We start from the raw sequence: 14360 nt of genomic DNA, 5'->3' as shown, positions 1-14360 counted from the left end.
GAGGAAGGGCTGAATTACGAGGTCGGAGTCGAGGCGGCTCTGCGGCCCGCCCTCGCTACGGAGATCTGCCGTGCGACCCGGGGGCCGAGCACGGACAGGACGAGCAGGACGCCGGTGACGACGATCTGCGACTGGGCGGAGACGTCCTGGAGGCTCATCACGTTCTGCAGCGCGCCGAGCAGGAAGACTCCCGCGATCGCGCCGCCGAGCGTGCCCTTGCCGCCGTCGAAGTCGATGCCGCCGAGCAACACGGCCGCCACGACGGAGAGTTCGAGGCCCGTGGCGTTGTCGTAGCGGGCGCTGGCGTAGTGCAGCGCCCAGAAGATGCCGGTGAGGGAGGCCATCAGGCCCGTCACCGTGAACAGGATCAGCTTCTGCCGCTTGACGCGGATACCGGCGAACCGCGCGGCCTCCTCGCTCGCACCGGTCGCGAAGATCGACCGCCCGAACGGGGTGGCGTGCAGCGCGACCACGGCGATGGCGAGCAGGACCAGGAAGGGCAGGAAGGCGTACGGGATGAAGGTGTCCCCGATGCGTCCGGCCGCGAAGTCCAGGTACTGGGTCGGGAAGTCGGTCACCGCGTCCGAGCCGAGCACGATCTGTGCGATGCCCCGGTAGGCGGCGAGGGTGCCGATGGTGACAGCGAGGGACGGCAGTCCCAGCCTGGTCACCAGCAGACCGTTGATCAGTCCGCACACCACACCGAGCACCAGGCAGATCGGGATGATCGTCTCGATCGTCATGCCCTGGTTCCACAGGGCGCCCATCACGGCACCGGAGAGACCGGCGGTGGAGGCGACCGAGAGATCGATCTCCCCCGAGACGACCAGGAGCGTCATGGGCAGGGCGATCAAGGCGATCGGAAGGGTGTTGCCGATCAGGAACGACAGGTTGAGCGCGTTTCCGAAACCGTCGACCGTTCCGAAGGACAGCAGCAGCACGACGATCAGCAGCGCGCCGACGACCGTGTCCCAGCGGATGGCTCGGCTCAGGGAGAAGTCAGCCATGGCGGGCGTTCCTCTTCTTCAGGGCGGAGGCCACGCGCAGTGCGACGATCCGGTCGACCGCGATGGCGAGGAGGAGCAGGATGCCGTTGATGGCGAGCACCCAGACGGAGCTGACGCCGAGCGCGGGCAGCACGCTGTTGATGGAGGTCAGCAGCAGCGCGCCGAGCGCCGCGCCGTAGACGCTGCCCGAGCCGCCGGTGAAGACGACGCCGCCGATCACGACCGCGCTGACGACGGTGAGTTCGTAGCCGTTGCCGGTCCCGGAGTCGACGTTGCCGAACCGGGCCAGGTACAGCGCGCCCGCGAGTCCGGCCAGCGCTCCGCAGAAGGTGTACGCGGCGAGGATCCGCTTGCGCACCGGGATGCCGGCGAGGCGGGCGGCCTCCGGGTTGGAGCCGAGGGCGTACAGCTCGCGGCCGCTGCCGAAGTGCTTGAGGTAGTAGGCGGTAGCCACCAGTACGGCGATGGCGATCAGCGCCAGCCACGGCACGACGGAGATGCCGCCGGAGCCGAAGTCGACGAAGCCGTCCGGGAGGTCGGCCGCCGTGATCTGCCGGGAGCCGACCCAGATGGAGTCGATGCCGCGGATGATGTAGAGCGTGCCGAGGGTGACGACGAGCGCGGGCACCTGGCCGAGGCTGACGAGCAGGCCGTTCAGCAGGCCGAAGCCGATGCCCATGAGGATCGCCAGGAGCACGGCGACGACCGGGTTCCCGCCGCCCTGGAGGAACGTACCGGCGGCGAAGGCGCTGATGCCGAGCGTGGAGCCGACCGACAGATCGACGTTCCTGGTGATGACCACGAGGGACTGGCCCGTGGCGACCAGCACGAGGATCGTCGCGTTCAGCAGCAGGTCCTTGATGCCCTGCTCGGTGAGGAACTCGCTGTTGCCCAGCTGGGTGACGACGATCATCACCACGAAGACGACCAGGATGGCGAGTTCGCGCATCTTGAAGACGCGGTCGACGAGGCGGGTGCCGCTGGACTTGGGTACGTCGGTCACGGGAGCCTCTTGGGGAGTGGTCACCGTCATGCGGCGGCCCTCCCGGTGGCTGCGGCCATCACGGTTTCCTCGGTGGCTTCGGAGCGTGGGATCTCGGCGGTGAGGCGGCCCTCGTGCATCACCAGCACGCGGTCGGCCATGCCGAGGATCTCGGGCAGGTCGGAGGAGATCATCAGGACGGCCACACCGTCGGCGGCCAGCTCGCTGAGCAGCCGGTGCACCTCGGCCTTCGTGCCGACGTCGATGCCTCGGGTGGGCTCGTCGACGATCAGCACCTTGGGGCCGGTGGCGAGCCACTTGGCGAGGACGACCTTCTGCTGGTTGCCGCCGGACAAGGTGGAGACGGCGTCGGCGATCCGGGCGTACTTGACCTGGAGCTTGACGGCCCAGTCGAGGGAGCGGCTGCGCTCGGCGCCGCGGTCCATCAGACCTGCCTTGACGGTCGTCCGCAGTCCGGTGAGGCCGATGTTGCGCTCGATGGACATGTCCATCACCAGGCCCTGGGCGCGCCGGTCCTCGGGGACGAGGGCGAGCCCGGAGGCCATGGCGGTGGACGGGGCGCCGTTGGTCAGTGCCTTGCCGCCGACGGAGACCTCGCCGGCGTCCCAGCGGTCGATGCCGAACACGGCCCGCGCGACTTCGGTGCGGCCCGCGCCGACGAGCCCGGCGAGGCCGACGATCTCTCCGCGCCGTACCTCGAAGGAGACGTCGGTGAAGACGCCCTCGCGGGTCAGCCGGCGCACGCTCAGGGCGACTTCGCCCGGCGTCACGTCCTGCTTGGGGTACAGCTCGTCGAGATCGCGGCCGACCATCCGGCGTACGAGGTCGTCCTCGGTCATGCCGTCCAGCGGCTCGCTGGCGATCCAGGCGCCGTCGCGCAGGGTGGTGACCCGTCGGCAGATCTGGAAGATCTCCTCCAGCCGGTGGGAGATGAACAGGACGGCGGCGCCCTGTTCGCGCAGGGTGCGGACGACCCCGAAGAGACGGGCGACCTCGCTGCCGGTGAGGGCGGCGGTCGGCTCGTCCATGATCAGGACGCGGGCGTCGAAGGAGAGCGCCTTGGCGATCTCGACGATCTGCTGGTCCGCGATGGACAGACCGCGCGCGGGGCGGTCGGGGTCGAGCTCGACGCCGAGCCGCTGCATCAGGGCCAGGGTCGCGGAGTGCGTGGCCTTGTGGTCGATGCGGCCGAGGGCGCGACGCGGCTGGCGGCCCATGAAGATGTTCTCGGCGATCGACAGGTCGGGGAAGAGGGTCGGCTCCTGGTAGATCACGGCGATGCCGGCGTCGCGGGCGTCGCCGGGTCCGTGGAAGACGACCGGCTCACCGTCGAGCAGCACCTTGCCCGCGTCGGGCCGGTACACGCCGGCGAGCGTCTTGATGAGGGTGGACTTGCCCGCGCCGTTCTCGCCGGCGAGGGCGTGCACCTCCCCGGGGAACAGCTCCAGGGAGACGTCCCTCAGGGCGCGGACCGCGCCGAAGGACTTGGAGATGTCCTTGAGCGCCAGAACCGGGGCCGGACCCGTGGTGGACGGGTGGGTCATGGGGGCTCCTCGACGACGCCGGCGGGACGGCCCTCCCGACGTCGTGAAAGGTTTCAACTTGGTTGCCGGGACGTTAGGCACGGACCGCATGTCACGTCAATGGGTCCGTGTCGAAAAGATTTCGATGAACGAAGGTCACGGTCAGGCCACGGGCATCAGCCTTGGTCCTGGGGCTTGACACCCCTCCGGGCGGCTCATACGTTCCCGTCTTGAATCGTTTCACAGCGAAGCGTTTCAGATATCCGTCCAGCTGATCAACCTCCCGACGTCACAGGAGCCCTCAGTGACCGAGCTCGCCGCGGTGAAGGCCGCACTCAAGACCCAGGCCGTCGAAACGCCGTCGTGGGCGTACGGGAACTCGGGGACGCGGTTCAAGGTGTTCGCCCAGTCCGGTGTGCCGCGGACGCCACGGGAGAAGCTGGACGATGCGGCGCAGGTGCACGCGTTCACCGGCGTGGCGCCGACGGTCGCGCTGCACATTCCGTGGGACAAGGTCGACGACTACGCGGCGCTGGCGAAGCACGCGGAGGATCGCGGGGTGAAGCTCGGCGCGATCAACTCCAACACCTTCCAGGACGACGACTACAAACTGGGCAGCATCTGCCATCCCGAGGCCTCGGTGCGGCGGAAGGCTGTTGATCATCTGCTGGAGTGCGTCGACATCATGGACGCGACCGGGTCCCAGGATCTGAAGCTGTGGTTCGCCGACGGGACCAACTACCCCGGGCAGGACGACATCCGGGCACGGCAGGACCGCCTGGCCGAGGGACTGGCCGAGGTGTACGAGCGGCTCGGGGACGGGCAGCGGATGCTGCTGGAGTACAAGTTCTTCGAGCCGGCCTTCTACACCACGGATGTTCCGGACTGGGGGACGGCGTACGCGCACTGCCTGAAGCTCGGTGAGAAGGCTCAGGTTGTTGTCGACACCGGGCATCACGCGCCTGGAACCAACATCGAGTTCATCGTCGCCACGCTGCTGCGGGAGGGGAAGCTCGGTGGGTTCGACTTCAACTCGCGGTTCTATGCGGACGACGACCTGATGGTGGGGGCCGCGGATCCGTTCCAGTTGTTCCGGATCATGTACGAGGTCGTGCGTGGGGGTGGGTTCACTCCTGACGTGGCGTTCATGCTCGATCAGTGCCACAACATCGAGGCGAAGATTCCGGCGATCATCCGGTCCGTGATGAACGTGCAGGAGGCTACGGCGAAGGCGCTGCTGGTTGACCGCGCCGCTTTGGCCGATGCACAGGCTGCCGGTGACGTGCTGGGGGCGAATGCCGTGCTGATGGATGCGTACAACACGGACGTACGGCCGCTTCTTGCCGAGGTGCGGGAAGAGATGGGTCTCGATCCCGACCCCATCGCTGCGTATGCCCGGTCCGGGTGGGCCGAGAAGATCGTGGCTGAGCGGGTTGGTGGGCAGCAGGCTGGTTGGGGGGCGTAAGCGTCTGCCGGGCTCCGTTGTCTTCGGGCTGCGGGCCGTATGTGGCTGGTCGCGCCCACGCGGCGGTAGCCGCACATTCAACACAGCCCCGCGCCCCTGTGGGATCGGCGCTGCGCGCCTGATCCCACCCCCTGCGCCCCTGATGGCGCCTTTGGAAAACGCACCGACTCTTCTTCTAAGGACTGAGAACACATGGCTCCCCATCCCGAAGCCGCCGCCCTCCTCGCCCGCTCCCATCGGCTCGGCTCCGATCCCCGTAACACCAACTACGCCGGCGGCAACGCGTCCGCCAAGGGCACCGACACCGACCCCGTCACCGGCGGTGACGTCGAGCTGATGTGGGTGAAGGGTTCCGGTGGTGACCTCGGCACGCTCACCGAGGCGGGGCTGGCCGTGCTGCGGCTGGACCGTATGCGGGCGCTCGTCGATGTCTACCCGGGCGTCGAGCGCGAGGACGAGATGGTCGCCGCCTTCGACTACTGCCTGCACGGCAAGGGCGGGGCCGCTCCCTCCATCGACACCGCCATGCACGGGCTCGTCGAGGCCGCGCACGTCGATCATCTGCACCCCGACTCCGGTATCGCGCTCGCCTGTGCCGCCGATGGGGAGAAGCTGACCGCCGAGTGTTTCGGTGACACCGTGGTGTGGGTGCCGTGGCGGCGGCCCGGGTTCCAGCTCGGGCTGGACATCGCCGCTGTGAAGGCCGCCAACCCGCAGGCCATCGGGTGCGTTCTCGGCGGGCACGGGATCACCGCCTGGGGTGACACCTCCGAGGAGTGCGAGCGCAACTCGCTGCACATCATCCGGACCGCCGAGGCATTCCTCGCCGAGCGCGGAAAGCCGGAGCCCTTCGGGCCGGTGATCGAGGGCTACGCGGCGCTGGGCGCCGGCGAGCGTCGGGAGCGGGCCGCGGCGCTGGCGCCGGTCATCCGCGCCATCGCCTCGCAGGACCGTCCGCAGGTCGGTCACTTCAACGACTCCGAAGTCGTCCTCGACTTCCTCGCGAGCGCCGAGCACCCGCGTCTGGCGGCCCTGGGCACCTCCTGCCCCGACCACTTCCTGCGGACCAAGGTGCGGCCGCTCGTCCTCGATCTGCCGCCTACCGCTCCCCTCGACGAGGCCATCGCCCGGCTCAAGGAGCTGCACGCCGAGTACCGGGACGAGTACGCGGCCTACTACCAGCGGCATGCCGAGCCCGACTCCCCCGCGATGCGCGGCGCCGACCCGGCGATCGTGCTCGTGCCGGGTGTCGGCATGTTCTCCTTCGGCAAGGACAAGCAGACCGCCCGGGTGGCGGGTGAGTTCTACGTCAACGCCATCAATGTGATGCGCGGGGCGGAGGCCGTGTCCACGTACGCGCCCATCGAGGAGTCCGAGAAGTTCCGGATCGAGTACTGGGCGCTCGAGGAGGCCAAACTTCAGCGGATGCCGAAGCCGAAGGCGCTCGCGACTCGGGTCGCGCTGGTGACGGGCGCGGGTAGCGGGATCGGGAAGGCCATCGCGCACCGGCTCGTCGCCGAGGGGGCGTGTGTGGTCATCGCCGACCTCAACGCCGAGAACGCCGAGGCCGTCGCCCAGGAACTCGGCGGGCCCGACAAGGCCGTCGCCGTGGCTGTCGACGTCACCTCCGAGGAGCAGATCGCCGAAGCCTTCAAGACCGCCGTGCTGGCCTTCGGCGGCGTCGATCTCGTCGTCAACAACGCCGGGATCTCCATCTCCAAGCCGCTGCTGGAGACCTCGGCCAAGGACTGGGACCTCCAGCACGACATCATGGCCCGCGGCTCCTTCCTCGTGTCGCGGGAGGCGGCGCGCGTGATGATCGCGCAGGAGCTGGGTGGCGACATCGTCTACATCGCCTCCAAGAACGCCGTCTTCGCCGGGCCCAACAACATCGCCTACTCCGCCACCAAGGCCGACCAGGCGCACCAGGTGCGACTGCTGGCCGCCGAACTCGGCGAGCACGGCATCCGGGTCAACGGGATCAACCCGGACGGCGTCGTGCGCGGGTCGGGCATCTTCGCCGGTGGGTGGGGGGCCAAGCGGGCCGCCGTGTACGGGGTCGAGGAGGAGAAGCTGGGTGAGTTCTACGCCCAGCGGACCATCCTCAAGCGGGAGGTGCTGCCGGACCACGTCGCGAACGCCGTCTTCGCCCTCACCGGCGGGGACCTGACCCACACCACCGGGCTGCACATCCCGGTCGACGCCGGCGTCGCGGCCGCCTTCCTGCGGTGAGCGCGGACGTGAAGTCGTACGCCGCGGTCGACCTCGGCGCGTCCAGCGGGCGTGTCATGGTCGGCCGCGTCGGCCCCGACAGTCTGGAGCTGACCGAGGCGCACCGGTTCCCGAACCGGCCCGTGCGGGTGCCCGAGGGGCTGCGCTGGGATGTCCTCGGTCTGTATGCGGGGGTCCTGGAGGGGCTGCGGACGGCCGGGCAGGTCGACTCCGTCGGCATCGACAGCTGGGCCGTGGACTACGGCCTGCTGGACGCGGACGGGGCCCTGCTCGGCAATCCCGTGCACTACCGGGACTCCCGGACGGAGGGTGTCGCTGAGAAGGTGTGGGCGACCGTGCCGGCGGAGGAGCTGTACGCCGCGACCGGGTTGCAGTACGCGCCCTTCAACACCCTGTACCAGCTGACCGCTGCCCGCGCATCGGCTCAACTGCCGTACGTCGAACGCCTGTTGCTCATCCCTGACCTCCTGACGTACTGGCTCACCGGCGAGCAGGGCACCGAGCTCACCAACGCCTCCACCACCCAGCTCATCGATCCCCGCACCCGCGACTGGTCGTACGAGATCGCCTCCCGGCTGGGTATCGACCTGTCGTTGTTCGCGCCGCTGCGACAGCCCGGCGATCCGGCGGGCCTCCTGCGACCCGAGGTGCTGGAAGAGACCGGGCTCACCGGTCCGGTGCCGGTGACGGCCGTCGGGTCGCACGACACCGCCTCCGCCGTGGCCGCCGTCCCGGCCGAGGGCGAGCGGTTCGCCTACATCTGCACCGGCACCTGGTCGCTGGCGGGGCTGGAGCTGGGCGCTCCCGTGCTGACCGAGGAGAGCCGGGCCGCCAACTTCACCAATGAGCTGGGGCTGGACGGCACGGTCCGGTATCTGCGGAACATCATGGGGCTGTGGCTGCTCCAGGAGTGTGTACGGGCCTGGGGTGACCCCGACCTGGGCGGGCTGCTGCTCGACGCGTCCAAGGTGCCGGCGCTGCGGTCGGTCGTGGACGCGGGGGACGCGGCGTTCCTGGCGCCCGGGCGGATGCCGGAGCGGATCACCGAGGCGTGCCGGGCGTCGGGGCAGCCGGTGCCCGAGTCGCCCGCCGAGATCACGCGGTGCATCCTCGACTCGCTCGCCCTCGCGCACCGCAGGGCGATCGCGGACGCACAGCGGCTGGCCGACCATCCCGTCGACGTCGTGCATGTCGTCGGCGGCGGCACCCGCAACGCCCTGCTGTGCCAGCTGACCGCCGACGCCTGCGGACTGCCGGTGGTGGCCGGCCCGACCGAGGCCGCCGCCCTCGGGAACGTCCTCGTCCAGACCCGGGCCCACGGGCTGGTCGGCGACCTCGCCGGCGGACGGCGCCTGCTCACCCGTACGCAGCCGCTCACGCGGTACGAGCCGCGGGGGGACGCGGCACGCTGGGACGAGGCGGAGGCCCGGCTCACCCGAAGGTGAATTCCACCCGACGGTGAGCGGGGTCTCCCCCAGGCTCCGCGCCCGCACTACCCTGCACTCATCCGATGATCGATCACAAGGAGCCGCGATGCGTGTCGCCCTGTTCCTGACCTGTGTCAACGACACGCTCTATCCGGACACCGGCCGCGCCGTGGTGAAACTCCTGACCAGGCTGGGGGTCGACGTCGACTTCCCGATGGCGCAGACCTGCTGCGGGCAGGCGCACTACAACACCGGATACCGACACGAGGCCGAGCCGCTGGCCCGGCATTTCTCCGATGTCTTCGGGGAGTACGAGGCGATCGTCACGCCGTCCGGGTCGTGCGGTGCGATGGTGCGCGAGCTGTACCCGCGGATGGGTGAGCGGGCGCGCGCCGAGGGGCGTGGCGACACACTCTCGGCCACGCTGGCGCCGGTGGTGCCGAAGACGTACGAGCTGACGGAGTTCCTGGTGGACATGCTGGGTGTGACCGACGTCGGGGCGTACTACCCCCACAAGGTGACCTACCATCCGACCTGCCACGGGCTGCGTGGGCTGGGGCTGGGCGAGCGGCCCCGGCGGCTGCTCCAGGCCGTCAAGGGGCTGGAGCTGGTCGAGCTGCCCGGTGCCGAGGAGTGCTGCGGGTTCGGCGGCACCTTCGCGCTGAAGAACTCCGACGTCTCGGCCGCGATGGGCGCGGACAAGGTGCGCAACGCGGAGTCGACGGGCGCCGAGGTGCTGTGCGCGGCCGACAACTCCTGCCTGATGCACATCGGCGGCACCATGGCACGGCTCAGCACCGGTATGCGGCCGGTGCACATCGCGGAGATCCTGGCGAGCACGGAGGAGGAACCGGCGGTATGAGCGGGACGTTCGTCGGGATGCCGGCCTTTCCCAAGGCCGCGCACGAGGCCGTGCACGACCAGACCCTGCGGGGCAATCTGCGGCACGCCACGCACACCATCCGCGCCAAGCGGGAGAAGGCCGTCTCGGAGGTGTCCGACTGGGCGGCGCTGCGCGAGGCGGGCAAGCGGATCAAGGATCACACGCTGCGTCATCTCGACCGCTATCTCGTGCAGTTGGAGGAGTCGGTGACGGCGGCCGGCGGCACGGTCCACTGGGCCGCCGACGCCGACGAGGCCAACCGGATCGTGGCCGACCTCGTCAAGGCGACCGGCGAGCCGGAGGTCGTCAAGGTCAAGTCGATGGCCACGCAGGAGATCGGGCTCAACGAAGCTCTGGAGGCCGAGGGCATCCGCGCCTACGAGACCGATCTCGCCGAGCTGATCGTGCAGTTGGGCAAGGACCGGCCCTCGCACATCCTCGTCCCGGCCATCCACCGCAACCGGGGCGAGATCCGGGACATCTTCCGCGGCGAGATGGGCGAATGGGGCCGCCCCGCCCCCGAGGGCCTCACCGACACCCCCGCCGAACTGGCCGAGGCCGCGCGCCTGCACCTGCGCGAGAAGTTCCTGCGGGCCAAGGTCGGTGTCTCCGGCGCCAACTTCATGATCGCCGAGACCGGCACCCTGGTCGTCGTGGAGTCCGAGGGCAACGGGCGCATGTGCCTGACCCTGCCCGAGACGCTGATCTCGGTCGTCGGCATCGAGAAGATCCTGCCCACCTGGCGGGACCTGGAGGTGTTCCTCCAGACGCTCCCCCGCTCCTCCACCGCCGAGCGCATGAACCCGTACACGACCATGTGGACGGGTACGACGGACGGGGACGGGCCGGAGAACTTCCACCTGGTCCTGCTCGACAACGGCCGCACCGACTCGCTCGCCGACGAGGTCGGCCGCCAGGCCCTGCGCTGCATCCGCTGCTCCGCGTGTCTCAATGTGTGCCCGGTGTACGAGCGGGCCGGCGGACACGCCTACGGCTCGGTCTATCCGGGCCCGATCGGCGCCATCCTCAGCCCTCAACTCCGGGGTGTGGGAAGCGAGATCGACGCCTCGCTGCCGTATGCCTCCTCGCTGTGCGGCGCCTGCTACGAGGTGTGCCCGGTCGCCATCGACATCCCCGAGGTGCTGGTGCATCTGCGGGAGCGGGTGGTGGAGGGCGGTGCGGTGACGGAGCGGGGCAACAAGGTGGTACTCAAGCCCGCGAAGGGGCATGCCGCCGAGCGGGCCGCGATGCGGGCGGCACGGTGGGCGTTCAGCCGGCCGGGCGCCCTGCGCGCCGGGCAGCGGCTCGCCTCGCGCACGCGCCGCCTGCATCCGAGGTCGCTGCCTGGACCGGGCAAGGCGTGGAGCGGGAGTCGTGATCTGCCGACGGTGCCCAAGGAGCCGTTCCGGGACTGGTGGCAGCGTACGAACGGCGGGAAGGACGGCGCGAAGTGAGCAGCAGGGAACGGATCCTGGGGCGGGTGCGGCGCGCGCTGGCGGACGCGCAGGACCCACGACAGGACGACACTCCCCCAGTGCCTGAAGGGCCTGGGAGGGACCCCCAGTACGAGCAGGCGGTTCCGCGCGACTATCTGCGGGAGCACGGGGAGCGGAGTGTCGCGGAGACGGTCGATCTGCTGGCCGAGAATCTGGCGGACTACCGGGCGATCGTGCACCGCTGCGCTCCCGCCGATCTCGCGGCGATGATCGCCGGGATGCTCGCGGCGCGGGGCGCGAAGACGGTGCTCGTGCCGCCGGGTCTGGATCCCGGCTGGCTCGCGGCGACGGACGCCGAGCGGATCCCGGACCAAGTGGAGAGCACCCCGCACGAACTGGACCAGGTCGACAGCGTGGTCACCGCGTGTGCGGTGGCCATCGCCGAGACCGGCACCATCGTCCTGGACGGTTCCCCCGACCAGGGCCGCCGCCGCATCACGCTCGTCCCCGACCACCACATCTGTGTCGTACGGGTCCCGGGCCAGGTCGTCTCCTCCGTCCCGCAGGCCCTCGAACGCCTCGACCCGGCCCGCCCGTCGACGTGGATCTCCGGTCCGTCGGCGACCAGCGACATCGAGCTGGACCGGGTCGAAGGGGTGCACGGTCCGCGCACCCTGGAGGTGGTGCTGGTGGAAGGTCAGGCGAGCGCGGACGTCACCTCGTAGCGGCCTGACGGGAGCCGGGCTGCTGTCGGCTCCATAGAACTCCCCAGTCCACAAGGGAGGTTGAAACAGTTCAAAAACGGAATCAGGCGTTTTTGCCCGGCCGCCTCGTCGAGTCGCGGCTCAGGATGCCGAAGGCCCACCGCTCGTTGAAGCCCGCAATGAAGCCGATGGCGCACCAGAAGCCCCAGAACTCGGTGCCCGCCGCGGCCGATCCCGGGCTCCCCGCCGCCGGGCAGATCTCGGTCGTGGTCGCGGGCGGCTCGAACACGGTCACGATGCCGCCGCTGAGCAGGAAGTAGACGGCGAGGGCGAGGATCCAGCCGACGAACACCCGGTACACACCCTCGTGGCGCATGCTCCGGGCCATCTGCCCGGGGACGACGAGGCCCTCCCGCCCGTTGGTCTGCCGGCGCGCCAGCTGGTCCGCGCTCCCCCGCAGCCGTACCAGCACGCTGAGCACGGCCCCGAACGCGCCGACGCCACCGCACACGAACGCGCCCAGCAGGCTCCAGCGATTGGTGCAGTTCAGCGCCACGCCCAGCACGCCGAGCAGGTCGACGCCCCAGAGCAGCGGCACGGCGAGCAGGGCCAGACTGGCGGCCGAGCCCAGGGCGAGACCGATGTTGAGGCCCCGGCTCACGGCGGTCGCGCTGTCCTGCGCCAGCCGGCCCCTCAAGTCGGCGATCTCCTGGTCGAGATACTCGGTCAGATGCTCGTTCGGCTTGGCGTCGCCCAGCCGTGGGTCACTCAGCGCGTTGCCGAGCACCCGGACCACGGTGACCCGCGCCGAGACCCGCGTTCTGCGCTCGAAGGCGCGCTGCGAGGCGCCGTAGAGGAGCTGTAACTGCAGCTGCTGTTCCGGGTACAGATCTCCGAACTGCAGGTACGCACGGTCGAAGCCGCTCGGCACGACCTCGGTCAGCCCTTCGGGCCACAGCTCGGTGTCCGCCCCCTGGACCGACTCCCGCATTTCCCGCCACCAGGTCTGGCAGCGTCCCCCGTTTTCCGTCATGGCCAAACCTGTACCGGGATCGTCCCCTTGCGGGAAAGCCTCCCAAGGCACCAGTCCTGTCACCGATTTCACGGAGCCGCGACCTCCGTCTGCCGTCAGGAGTAGACGATCGGGCAGCCGCGCCGCATCGAGTGCTGGGCGGCGCGCAGATACAACGCCACGTAGAAGGCCGCGTCGAGGTCGTCACTCCACCGTCCCGGCCGGACCGCCGCGGTCCGCTTCGCCTCTCCGTCCAGGAACCATATGGTCAGCTCGAGGTTGTCCGACGTCGCCGGCATCTCGTCGTACGGCAGCTCGACGGCCTCCGCCAGCCGCTCCGCGAGGGCGAGGATCTGCGGGGCACCGGCGACGGTCGTCGTCAGGTCGTAGGCGGACTCGACCGGCAACTCGATCTCCTCGTCGAGAGACACCGGTATGAGCACCGTCCAGCCCAGGAGCAGTTCCTGTTCCGCTCTCGACAGGTGTGCCCGGCACAGCGCGGTGAAGCCGTCCATCGGCGGGACGAGCTTCTCCTCGAAGGCAGTCCCGGAACCCGGAGCGAACGCCGCCTCCTCGGGGACGCTCGTGTACGGCGGAAGCCCACGCCGCTCCAACTCCTCGTTCAGCCCGGCGGCGACATCCCCCCGACCGCCCTCCGCCTCGCCGAACCACTCCTGCGCGCCGACGCTCACCAGATAGATCCCCATGCCCGCAACGTACCGGCCACCACTGACAACACCTCGGCCACCGGCTGCCGACCCCCCGTCGACGGTGTCGCTGAGTACACCCGGCAATACGGGTTCTGCGCCCAATGTGGTCAAGTCCGTTGCTCCGTAGCTTCGTCGGCAGGCACACGGAGTGCCGGACGGAGAGTGATGACGATGTTTCGCGCAGGCTCGCGACGTACGCACGACAAGGGACCCGCCCCCGAGGCGGTCCGGCTGGTCAAGGTCACCAAGACCTACGGTTCGCACGACAGCGCCGTGACCGCTCTGGACGGGGTCACGCTCGGTCTCGGGCGGGGCACCTTCACCGCGGTGATGGGGCCCTCGGGGTCCGGCAAGACCACGCTGCTGCACTGTGCGGCCGGTCTCGACCGGCCCGACAGCGGCATCGTGCGCGTGGACGGCACCGAGCTGACCGGGGGCGGCGAGGCCGAGCTGACGAAGTTCCGGCGCGGCCGGGTCGGGTTCGTGTTCCAGCAGTACAACCTGCTGGAGACACTGACCGTCGCCCAGAACACGGTGCTGCCGCTCAAGCTCGCCGGGCAGCGCGTCGACCGCGGGCGGACCAAGGAGATCCTGACCTCCGTCGGGCTCGGCGACCGCCTCGGGCACCGCCCCGACCAGCTGTCCGGCGGTCAGCGGCAGCGCGTCGCCATCGCCCGCGCCCTGGTGACCGAGCCCCGGGTCGTCTTCGCGGACGAGCCGACGGGCGCCCTGGACACGCGCAGCGCACGCGACGTGCTGCGGTTGCTCCAGCAGGCGGTGCGCGCGCACGGCAGGACCGTGGTCATGGTGACCCACGACCCGGTCGCCGCCTCCTACGCCGACTCGGTGCTGTTCCTGGCGGACGGCCGGCTTGCGGGCCGGCTGGACACGCCGACCCCGGACGCGGTGGCCGAACGCCTCGCGCACCTCGGCGACAACGCGGCGATGGAGGTCTGAG

At 70.0% G+C, this 14360-nt stretch carries 12 protein-coding genes; 7 read left to right on the top strand and 5 right to left on the bottom strand.

Going from position 1 to position 14360, the window contains the following annotated elements:
- Window positions 1-14: 14 nt before the first annotated feature.
- From IF78_RS0127480 to IF78_RS0127470, 3 genes are read right to left on the bottom strand one after another with little or no spacing between them, the layout of a single operon-like run.
- Window positions 15-1007, bottom strand: coding sequence for an ABC transporter permease (locus IF78_RS0127480; RefSeq protein WP_031485512.1), 993 nt, complete (start codon window positions 1005-1007; stop codon window positions 15-17).
- Entirely contained in the window at window positions 1000-2040 is a 1041-nt protein-coding gene (locus IF78_RS0127475; RefSeq protein WP_031485509.1) for an ABC transporter permease, read from the bottom strand. Before IF78_RS0127475 ends, IF78_RS0127480 begins: the two co-directional genes overlap by 8 nt.
- Window positions 2037-3554: a sugar ABC transporter ATP-binding protein gene (locus IF78_RS0127470; protein ID WP_031485503.1), complete on the bottom strand. Its 1518-nt coding sequence runs from the start codon at window positions 3552-3554 to the stop codon at window positions 2037-2039. The genes IF78_RS0127475 and IF78_RS0127470 overlap by 4 nt, the downstream gene beginning before the upstream one ends.
- Window positions 3555-3837: 283 nt before the next feature.
- Here IF78_RS0127470 and rhaI point away from each other — a divergent pair, with 283 nt between their 5' ends.
- The 6 genes from rhaI (at window position 3838) to IF78_RS0127440 (ending at window position 11701) form a co-directional block, all read left to right on the top strand.
- Window positions 3838-4998, top strand: coding sequence for an L-rhamnose isomerase (gene rhaI, locus IF78_RS0127465; RefSeq protein ID WP_031485501.1), 1161 nt, complete (start codon window positions 3838-3840; stop codon window positions 4996-4998).
- Between the two features lie 192 nt (window positions 4999-5190).
- The gene (locus tag IF78_RS0127460) at window positions 5191-7230 is read left to right on the top strand and encodes a bifunctional rhamnulose-1-phosphate aldolase/short-chain dehydrogenase (protein ID WP_031485498.1); all 2040 of its coding nucleotides are present in this window, start codon (window positions 5191-5193) and stop codon (window positions 7228-7230) included.
- An 8-nt stretch (window positions 7231-7238) separates the two neighbouring features.
- Entirely contained in the window at window positions 7239-8675 is a 1437-nt protein-coding gene (locus IF78_RS0127455) for a rhamnulokinase (RefSeq protein WP_031485496.1), read from the top strand.
- An 88-nt stretch (window positions 8676-8763) separates the two neighbouring features.
- The gene (locus tag IF78_RS0127450) at window positions 8764-9519 is read left to right on the top strand and encodes a (Fe-S)-binding protein (RefSeq protein ID WP_031485495.1); all 756 of its coding nucleotides are present in this window, start codon (window positions 8764-8766) and stop codon (window positions 9517-9519) included.
- On the top strand, window positions 9516-10994 hold the full coding sequence (locus IF78_RS0127445; protein WP_031485494.1) for a LutB/LldF family L-lactate oxidation iron-sulfur protein: 1479 nt from the start codon (window positions 9516-9518) through the stop codon (window positions 10992-10994). Before IF78_RS0127450 ends, IF78_RS0127445 begins: the two co-directional genes overlap by 4 nt.
- On the top strand, window positions 10991-11701 hold the full coding sequence (locus IF78_RS0127440) for a LutC/YkgG family protein (RefSeq protein ID WP_031485492.1): 711 nt from the start codon (window positions 10991-10993) through the stop codon (window positions 11699-11701). Before IF78_RS0127445 ends, IF78_RS0127440 begins: the two co-directional genes overlap by 4 nt.
- Before the next feature lie 82 nt (window positions 11702-11783).
- Here IF78_RS0127440 and IF78_RS0127435 read toward each other — a convergent pair whose 3' ends face one another.
- Both IF78_RS0127435 and IF78_RS0127430 read right to left on the bottom strand, forming a co-directional pair.
- Window positions 11784-12713: a hypothetical protein gene (locus IF78_RS0127435; protein WP_031485490.1), complete on the bottom strand. Its 930-nt coding sequence runs from the start codon at window positions 12711-12713 to the stop codon at window positions 11784-11786.
- Between the two features lie 95 nt (window positions 12714-12808).
- Window positions 12809-13399 (bottom strand): hypothetical protein, encoded by a 591-nt coding sequence (locus IF78_RS0127430; RefSeq protein WP_031485489.1) that lies wholly within the window; start codon window positions 13397-13399, stop codon window positions 12809-12811.
- Window positions 13400-13567: 168 nt separating this feature from the next.
- On the opposite strand from IF78_RS0127430, the gene IF78_RS0127425 reads away from it, so the two are divergent.
- Window positions 13568-14359, top strand: a complete 792-nt coding sequence (locus tag IF78_RS0127425; protein ID WP_037641377.1) for an ABC transporter ATP-binding protein — start codon at window positions 13568-13570, stop codon at window positions 14357-14359.
- Window position 14360 lies beyond the last annotated feature (1 nt).

Source organism: Streptomyces bicolor (assembly GCF_000719285.1).
Taxonomy (GTDB): domain Bacteria; phylum Actinomycetota; class Actinomycetes; order Streptomycetales; family Streptomycetaceae; genus Streptomyces; species Streptomyces bicolor.
This window is presented reverse-complemented; position numbering and strand designations above follow the sequence as displayed.

Coding starts and splice junctions, on each gene's coding strand:
- IF78_RS0127480 (WP_031485512.1), bottom strand. CDS start 1,007: ATGGCTGACTTCTCCCTGAGCCGAGCCATCCGCTGGGACACGGTCGTC.
- IF78_RS0127475 (WP_031485509.1), bottom strand. CDS start 2,040: ATGACGGTGACCACTCCCCAAGAGGCTCCCGTGACCGACGTACCCAAG.
- IF78_RS0127470 (WP_031485503.1), bottom strand. CDS start 3,554: ATGACCCACCCGTCCACCACGGGTCCGGCCCCGGTTCTGGCGCTCAAG.
- IF78_RS0127460 (WP_031485498.1), top strand. CDS start 5,191: ATGGCTCCCCATCCCGAAGCCGCCGCCCTCCTCGCCCGCTCCCATCGG.
- IF78_RS0127450 (WP_031485495.1), top strand. CDS start 8,764: ATGCGTGTCGCCCTGTTCCTGACCTGTGTCAACGACACGCTCTATCCG.
- IF78_RS0127445 (WP_031485494.1), top strand. CDS start 9,516: ATGAGCGGGACGTTCGTCGGGATGCCGGCCTTTCCCAAGGCCGCGCAC.
- IF78_RS0127435 (WP_031485490.1), bottom strand. CDS start 12,713: ATGACGGAAAACGGGGGACGCTGCCAGACCTGGTGGCGGGAAATGCGG.
- IF78_RS0127430 (WP_031485489.1), bottom strand. CDS start 13,399: ATGGGGATCTATCTGGTGAGCGTCGGCGCGCAGGAGTGGTTCGGCGAG.
- IF78_RS0127425 (WP_037641377.1), top strand. CDS start 13,568: ATGACGATGTTTCGCGCAGGCTCGCGACGTACGCACGACAAGGGACCC.